The organism is Lactobacillus equicursoris DSM 19284 = JCM 14600 = CIP 110162, from assembly GCF_001434815.1.
GTDB classification, from domain to species: domain Bacteria; phylum Bacillota; class Bacilli; order Lactobacillales; family Lactobacillaceae; genus Lactobacillus; species Lactobacillus equicursoris.
Map to the genome: position 1 here is coordinate 1 of NZ_AZDU01000119.1, position 841 is coordinate 841.

Sequence of the window (841 nt, forward strand, 5' to 3'; positions counted from 1 at the left end):
GGCAGCGAGGTCGCCGCTGCTTGCGTCGAAGTAAAAGACGTAGTGGTAAACGCTAGTTGCGTCAGTGAACTTCACTTGGTATTCCTTGTTTGAAGCAACCCCGGCGTTCAAGGCGTCGGTAATCTTGGAGAAGGTATCAGCGGAAATTTCCGTGCCTTCTTCCCCGGTCAGGTATTGGGAAATTGCTTTTTCCAAGGCAGCCGTGTCATCGCTAGACAAGGCTTGACCCTTAACGATTGGACTATCGATTGTAACATTGTCCAGACCCCAAACGGCAGTAGCAGTTGCGCTTAACTTAGACGTTGCATTAACGATTGCCTTAGCGTCCTTAACCAACTTGACGTCGTAGTTGATAGCTAAATTATCGCCGTACTTAGCGTTTTGGTTGGCCTTCAAGAAGTTGGCTAACTTTTCCGCACTGTCCTTGCCTGGCAAAACGTATTCGTAGTGGTAGTTGCTGCCGCTCTTACCAGCGAATTGGCCGCTCTTTAAGTTGTCGGACAGGCCCTTGAAAATTTCTTCAAGAGATGCTTCAGAAATAGCAGTGCCCTTGACGCCGTTCAAGTACTTCTTAGCGCTGTCGGCCAGGTAGTTTGACAAGCTGAGGTCTTGCCCTGCCTTAACGGCGTTTTCGTCTTTGACGTCAGCCAAATCAGCGGCATCCCCGTTTACGGCACTAGCCTTAACGCTGACACTTGAAGCAGTATTAGCTGGTGATTCGTAGCCGTTCAGCATCCCCTTGAAGACGTTTAAGGATTGGAGCGGGTGACCATTGTCGTCGAACAAGGTCATGTTGTCCCAAGTGCTGCCGCCCCAAGTTTCCTTGCCGTTCCAGTACATT

At 49.9% G+C, this 841-nt stretch carries 1 protein-coding gene; it reads right to left on the minus strand.

Going from position 1 to position 841, the window contains the following annotated elements; translation table 11 throughout:
- Positions 1-841 (minus strand): hypothetical protein (locus FC20_RS10530; protein ID WP_056945407.1); only part of this gene is annotated, 841 nt, incomplete at both ends.